5 protein-coding genes are annotated in these 5,893 nt (G+C 72.4%); all 5 read left to right on the top strand.

What is annotated here, in order from left to right; all coding sequences use genetic code 11:
* The coding region (locus tag MFF42_RS14450) for a glucokinase (RefSeq protein ID WP_238256352.1) at nucleotides 1–192 on the top strand (192 nt) is incomplete at its 5' end.
* A 150-nt stretch (nucleotides 193–342) separates the two neighbouring features.
* Nucleotides 343–1,239, top strand: a complete 897-nt coding sequence (locus MFF42_RS14445; RefSeq protein WP_238256351.1) for a DUF3108 domain-containing protein — start codon at nucleotides 343–345, stop codon at nucleotides 1,237–1,239.
* A 326-nt stretch (nucleotides 1,240–1,565) separates the two neighbouring features.
* Nucleotides 1,566–1,910, top strand: a complete 345-nt coding sequence (locus MFF42_RS14440) for a hypothetical protein (RefSeq protein ID WP_238256350.1) — start codon at nucleotides 1,566–1,568, stop codon at nucleotides 1,908–1,910.
* 88 nt (nucleotides 1,911–1,998) lie between these two features.
* The gene (locus MFF42_RS14435; RefSeq protein ID WP_238256349.1) at nucleotides 1,999–5,454 is read left to right on the top strand and encodes a helicase-related protein; all 3,456 of its coding nucleotides are present in this window, start codon (nucleotides 1,999–2,001) and stop codon (nucleotides 5,452–5,454) included.
* Nucleotides 5,455–5,476: 22 nt separating this feature from the next.
* Nucleotides 5,477–5,752, top strand: coding sequence for an RNA-binding S4 domain-containing protein (locus MFF42_RS14430; protein WP_238256348.1), 276 nt, complete (start codon nucleotides 5,477–5,479; stop codon nucleotides 5,750–5,752).
* Nucleotides 5,753–5,893 lie beyond the last annotated feature (141 nt).

Genomic DNA, 5,893 nt, shown 5'->3' with positions numbered 1-5,893 from the left:
CTCGAGCCGATCCTGCGCGAGGGCGATTTCCGCGACGCCTTCGAGCGCAAGGCGCCCTTCGCCGAGCAGATGCGCGCCATCCCCACCAGCGTCATCACCGTGAAGGATCCCGCCTTCAGCGGCCTCGCGGCGCTAGCGAGCGAGGGCGGGCGCTTCGTCTATCACGGGCAGACCTGGAAGCCCGAGGGCTGAACCGGACCTCACCGGACCTCAACCCGTCGCGCCCAACCTGCCACTGGCGCCGGCCGAACGGTCTGTTAACCATGGGTCGCGATAAGCTCGACCGTCCGGCCCGCCTCGTCCCGAGACGGCCGGAGCGTGGAGCCGCCCAGAGTCCCGACCATGCGCGCCAAGCCTTTCCTTTGCGCCCGCTTCCTCGTCCTCGCGGGGGCACTCGCTCTCCCGGCCGCGGCCCAGGCCGCGCCGCGGGCCCACAAGACGAAGGCGGCCCCGGCGGGCGTCGCCGTCGATTACAGCGTCAACCTCGCCGGCATCCCGATCGGCAACGCCCAGCTCAGCGGCGCCTTCGAGGGCGCGCGCTACCGGATGGACGTCTCGGCGGTGCTGACCGGCCTCGTCGGCGCGGTCACCGGCGGGCAGGGCTCGGCCCGCTCCTCGGGCAGCATCGCCGCGGCGCCGCTGCCGAACGCCTTCTCGATCGCCACCCGCACCAGCGGCTCGGGCATCGCCGTGCGCATGGCGCTGGCCAACGGCAACGTCACCCAGGCCGAGGTGACCCCGCCGCTGCTCGACACCGGCGACCGGGTGCCGGTCACGGCGGCGGCCAAGCGCGGCGTGATCGATCCGGCGAGCGCCCTGATGATGCCGGCCCGCGCCCGGGCCGAGCTGACCGATCCGGAGAACTGCAACCGCACGCTCCCCGTCTTCGACGGCGCCACCCGCTTCAACGTGGTGCTGAGCTACGGCGAGACCCGGCAGGTGGAGAAGCCCGGCTACAGCGGCCCGGTGCTCGTCTGCAACGCCCGCTACGTCGCCATCGCCGGCCACCGGCCCGACCGGCCGGGGGTGAAGTTCATGGAGGAGAACCGCGACATGTCGGTCTGGCTCGCCCCCGTGGAGGGGACGCGGGTGCTGGTGCCGATGCGGATCTCGGTGCGCACGACGCTCGGCACCAACATCATCGAGGCAACCCGCTGGACGCGCACCGGCACCGCGACCGCGGCGACCGGCGAGGCGCAGCCGGCGGCCGTGGCCGACGCGAGCCTGGCGCAGCGGTAGCAACCAAGGTCTTGCGTCGGTTGCTTTGGCTAAGGTCTGGTGCGCGTCCGAGGCCTCGTCGCGGCGGGGAATACTCGGAATGCAACGACGCCCTAAAAACCTGACGACCGTCATTCCGGGGCGCCGAAGGCGAACCCGGAATCGACGACTGGTCTCGACGCCATCGCACGACCGCGCATCACGGGTGGGTTCCGGGTTCCGCTGCGCGGCCCCGGAATGACGGCTTCGAGGAGCCGCCTCGAGTCTCCGTTCGCGGCATCCGATGAAAGGCATCCTCCACCTTTCGGAACGATGCTCCGCCGAGAGCAGCCGCCGGGAGGATTGCGATGCTTCGACTTGCGGCAACCAGACCCGGCACGAACGCCCTCCGGGTCGTCTGCATCATCCTGCCGATCGTCGCCTCCGGCACGGCAAGAGCCGGAGACCCCCTTACGGCCGGTCCCGATTGCGGACCCGACGCCTTCTCCTCCGCCCAGGTGATCGAAGGCCGGCCGCCCCGCCGCGGCCCGCTCACGGCGATGCCCGACACGCTCTGCACCGACCTGACGCCGCAGCAGCCGCAACCCCGGATCGACATCTACGCCTATCCCAGCGTCGGCGCCCCGGCTGGCGCACCGACGCCGGGCGTCCCATATGAGGGAAGGCCGCCGCGGTTCGCACCGTCCCGCTAGCGGCCGTTCTCCGTCGCAGGGCTTGCCGGCCCGGCTGCCCTCCGCTTCTCCGACGGCCCTCGATGCCGCAGGGATCGCCGCCCTCAGCATGACGCTTCGCACCCTTCACCGCGAGGCCCGCGCGCGCGGGGTCACGGCGGTGCTCGGCCCGACCAATACGGGCAAGACCCACATGGCGATCGAGCGGATGCTGCTGCATCCGACCGGCATGATCGGCCTGCCCCTGCGGCTCCTCGCCCGCGAGGTCTATCTCCGGGTCGTCGCCAAGGTCGGTACCGAGAACGTCGCCCTCGTCACCGGCGAGGAGAAGATCAAGCCGGACCGGCCGCGCTACTGGATCTGCACCATCGAGGCGATGCCGCGCGATCTGGAGGTCGCCTTCGTGGCGATCGACGAGATCCAGCTCGCTGCCGACATGGATCGCGGCCACGTCTTCACCGACCGGCTGCTCTACCGCCGCGGGCGCGAGGAGACGCTGCTGATCGGCTCCTCGACCATGCTGCCGCTGGTGCAGGCGCTGATTCCCGGCGTGCAGACGACGACGCGGCCCCGCCTCTCGAACCTGACCTTCGCGGGCGAGAAGAAGATCTCGCGGCTGCCGCACCGCACGGCGATCGTCGCCTTCTCGGCGGAGGAGGTCTACGCCATCGCCGAGCTGATCCGGCGCCAGCGCGGCGGCGCGGCGGTGGTGCTCGGCGCCCTCTCGCCCCGCACCCGCAACGCCCAGGTCGAGCTCTACCAGTCCGGCGAGGTCGATTACCTGGTCGCCACCGACGCGGTCGGGATGGGGCTCAACCTCGACGTCGATCACGTCGCCTTCGCCGCCAACTGGAAATACGACGGCAGCCGCTTCCGCAAGCTGACCCCGGCCGAGATGGGCCAGATCGCGGGCCGCGCCGGTCGCCACATCGCCGACGGTACCTTCGGCTCGACGGGGCGCTGTCCGCCCTTCGAGCCGGAGATGATCGAGGCGCTGGAGACGCACGATTTCGACCCGGTTCGCCTGCTGCAATGGCGCAACCCGGACCTCGACTTCGCCTCCCTCGAGAAGCTCCAGGCGAGCCTCGACGAGCACCCGCACGAGCAGGGCCTCACCCGGGCGCCGATGGGCGAGGACCAGCAGGCGTTCGAGATCCTGATGCGTGAGGACGACATCCGCGACATGGCGCGGAGCCCGTCCGCGGTAAGGCGCCTGTGGGACACCTGCGGCGTGCCGGACTACCGCAAGGTCCATCCCCAGACCCATGCCGACCTCGTGGCGCAGCTCTACCGCTTCCTGATGCGCGGCATGGCGGGGCGCATCCCCAACGACTGGTTCGCCCGCCACGTGGCGATGATCGACCGCACCGACGGCGACATCGACGCCCTGTCCCAGCGCATCGCGCAGGGGAGGACCTGGACTTTCGTGGCGAATCGCCCCGACTGGTTGCTCGATCCTCTGCATTGGCAGGGCGAGACGCGTCGGGTAGAGGACAGATTGTCCGACGCCCTGCACGAGCGCCTCGCGAGCCGCTTCGTCGACAGGCGCACCAGCGTCCTGATGCGGCGCTTGAGAGAGAAGACGATGCTGGAAGCCGAAATCACCTCCGGCGGTGACGTCACCGTCGAGGGTCAACATGTGGGCCGTCTTCACGGCTTCCAATTCGTGCCCGACCCCCAGGCCGAGGGCCACGAAGCCAAGACCCTGCGCTCCGCCGCCGAGAAGGCGCTGGCCGGTGAGATCGAGGCGCGGGCCGACCGCTTCGCCTCGGCCGCCGACGCCGCGCTGGTGCTCTCGCACGACGGCGTCATCCGCTGGACCGGCGACCCGGTCGCCAAGCTGACGCCGGGCGACAAGCTGTTCGAGCCGGGGCTTCGCCTCGTCGCCGACGACAGCCTCGCCGGCGCCTCCCGCGAGAAGGTCGAGGCGCGACTGACCGCGTGGCTGCGCGCCCACGTCGTGCGCCTGCTCGGGCCGCTGATGGAGATCGAATCGGCCGCCGACCTCACCGGGCTCGCCCGCGGCATCGGCTACCAGGTGGTCGAGGCCCTCGGCGTGCTGGAGCGGGCCAAGGTGGCGCACGAGATGCGCAGCCTCGATCAGGACGGGCGGGCGAATCTGCGCCGCCACGGCGTCCGCTTCGGCGCCTACCACATCTTCCTGCCGGCCCTGCTGAAGCCGGCGCCGCGCACCCTCGCCGCCCAGCTCTGGGCGCTCAAGAGCGGCGGCCTCGACCAGCCGGGCCTTGACGAGATCGCGCATCTGGCCGGTTCGGGCCGCACCTCGATCAAGGTCGATCCGGCCATCGCCAAGGGCCTCTACCGCGCCGCCGGCTTCCGGGTCTGCGGCGAGCGGGCGGTGCGCGTCGACATCCTGGAGCGGCTCGCCGACCTGATCCGTCCGGCCATCGCCTACCGCCCCGGCACGACGCCGGGCGAGCCCCCGGCCGGCACCGCCGACGGCGACGGCTTCGTGGCGACCGTCAACATGACCTCGCTGGTCGGCTGCTCGGGCGAGGACTTTGCGTCGATCCTGAAGTCCCTCGGCTACGTCGCGCAAGTACGCCCCGGCCCGGCCATCACCGTGCCGCTGGTCGCCGCCGCCCCGACCATCCCCGCCGCACGGCCCAGCGAGGCCGCGCCCGAGGAAACGGTTCGTGAGGGCGTGAGCGACGACGCCGCGCAGGAGACGGCGCCGGAGACCGCCGAGGCCGCTGAGACCGCGGAGCCGGCTGGCGAGACGGCCACCGCCGAGGCGACCGCCGACAGCGCGGCGGAAGCGCCGGCCGAGGCCGCCGATGCCCAGCCTGTCGATGCCGAGACCGCTGCTTCCGAAACGGAGGCTCCCGTGATCGGGGCCGCCCCGGCGGAACAGGCTGAGCCGTCTGCCGAAGCGCCCGCTCCGGTCGAGGAGCCGGCAGCGGCCGAGGCTGCGACGGAGGCCGCCGCCCCGGAATCCTCTGCCCCGATGCCGGCCGAGACGGCGGAAGCGGCGCAGGCGGCGGCCGCGACGGGAGAGGTCGAGGCCGTCGACGCGGCCGATTCGGCCGTTCCCGCCGACGAGCCTGCGTCCGAGACGGTAACGGAGGAGACCGGTGCCGAGCCGGCGGAACCGGCAGCCCCCGAGACCGTCGAGGTCTGGCATCTGCACCGTCCGCAGCGCCACGCCGGTCAGCGGCCCGGCCGCGGCCAGGGCCGCCCGGACGGGCGTCAGGAGGGCCGGCAGGACGGTCGTCACGACGGTCGCCAAGATGGCCGTCATGATGGCCGTCACGGCGAGCGCCGGGGCGACGGTCCGCGCCGTCCCCGCGAGGACCGTCCGGAGGGCGGCCGTCCGGCCCGGGCCGAGGGCCGGGGCGACGGGCGTCGGGACGGACAGGGGGAGGGCGGCCCGCGCCGCGACCACCCCGGCAACCGCAACCGGCCCGACCGCCGCGACGAGAACCGCCGCCCGAACGCCGAGCAGCGCCCGCCGCGCCGCGAGCGCCAGCCCGATCCCGATTCGCCCTTCGCCGCCCTCGCCGCGCTGAAGGCGAAGCTCGAATCCGACGGGGGCAAGCGCTGAGCGCGTCGCGTCCGGACAGGGAATGAGCGCGGGGCGCCAGCGCCTCGACAAGTGGCTATGGTTCGCGCGCTTCGCGCGGACCCGCTCGATGGCGGCCCGGCTCGTCACCGACGGCCATGTCCGCGTGAACGGGACCCGCGCCGACGCACCGGCCAAGGCGGTCCATTGCGGCGACGTGCTCACCGTCGCCGCCCCCCACGGCACGATGCTGGTGCGGGTGCTCGATCTCGGCGAGCGCCGGGGGGGTGCCCCGGAGGCGCAGCGGCTCTACGAACCGGTCGGCGAGGCCGAGTCCTGAAGCCCCGATCGCGGCAATCTTCTCTCCCGGCAAACCTGCCGCTTGATCATCGTCGCGCGAGCCTCTAAGCGGTCCGCGCCTTTACGTCCGGCATTGGCCGGCGTGTCCGCGATAGGAATGCACGATGGGCAAGGAAAAGTT

It is taken from the genome of Methylorubrum podarium, from assembly GCF_022179745.1.
Lineage (GTDB): Bacteria > Pseudomonadota > Alphaproteobacteria > Rhizobiales > Beijerinckiaceae > Methylobacterium > Methylobacterium podarium.
This window is presented reverse-complemented; position numbering and strand designations above follow the sequence as displayed.

Bases quoted from the DNA above. Each gene is read 5' to 3' on its own strand.
- MFF42_RS14445 (WP_238256351.1), top strand. From the start codon at position 343: ATGCGCGCCAAGCCTTTCCTTTGCGCCCGCTTCCTCGTCCTCGCGGGG.
- MFF42_RS14440 (WP_238256350.1), top strand. From the start codon at position 1,566: ATGCTTCGACTTGCGGCAACCAGACCCGGCACGAACGCCCTCCGGGTC.
- MFF42_RS14435 (WP_238256349.1), top strand. From the start codon at position 1,999: ATGACGCTTCGCACCCTTCACCGCGAGGCCCGCGCGCGCGGGGTCACG.
- MFF42_RS14430 (WP_238256348.1), top strand. From the start codon at position 5,477: ATGAGCGCGGGGCGCCAGCGCCTCGACAAGTGGCTATGGTTCGCGCGC.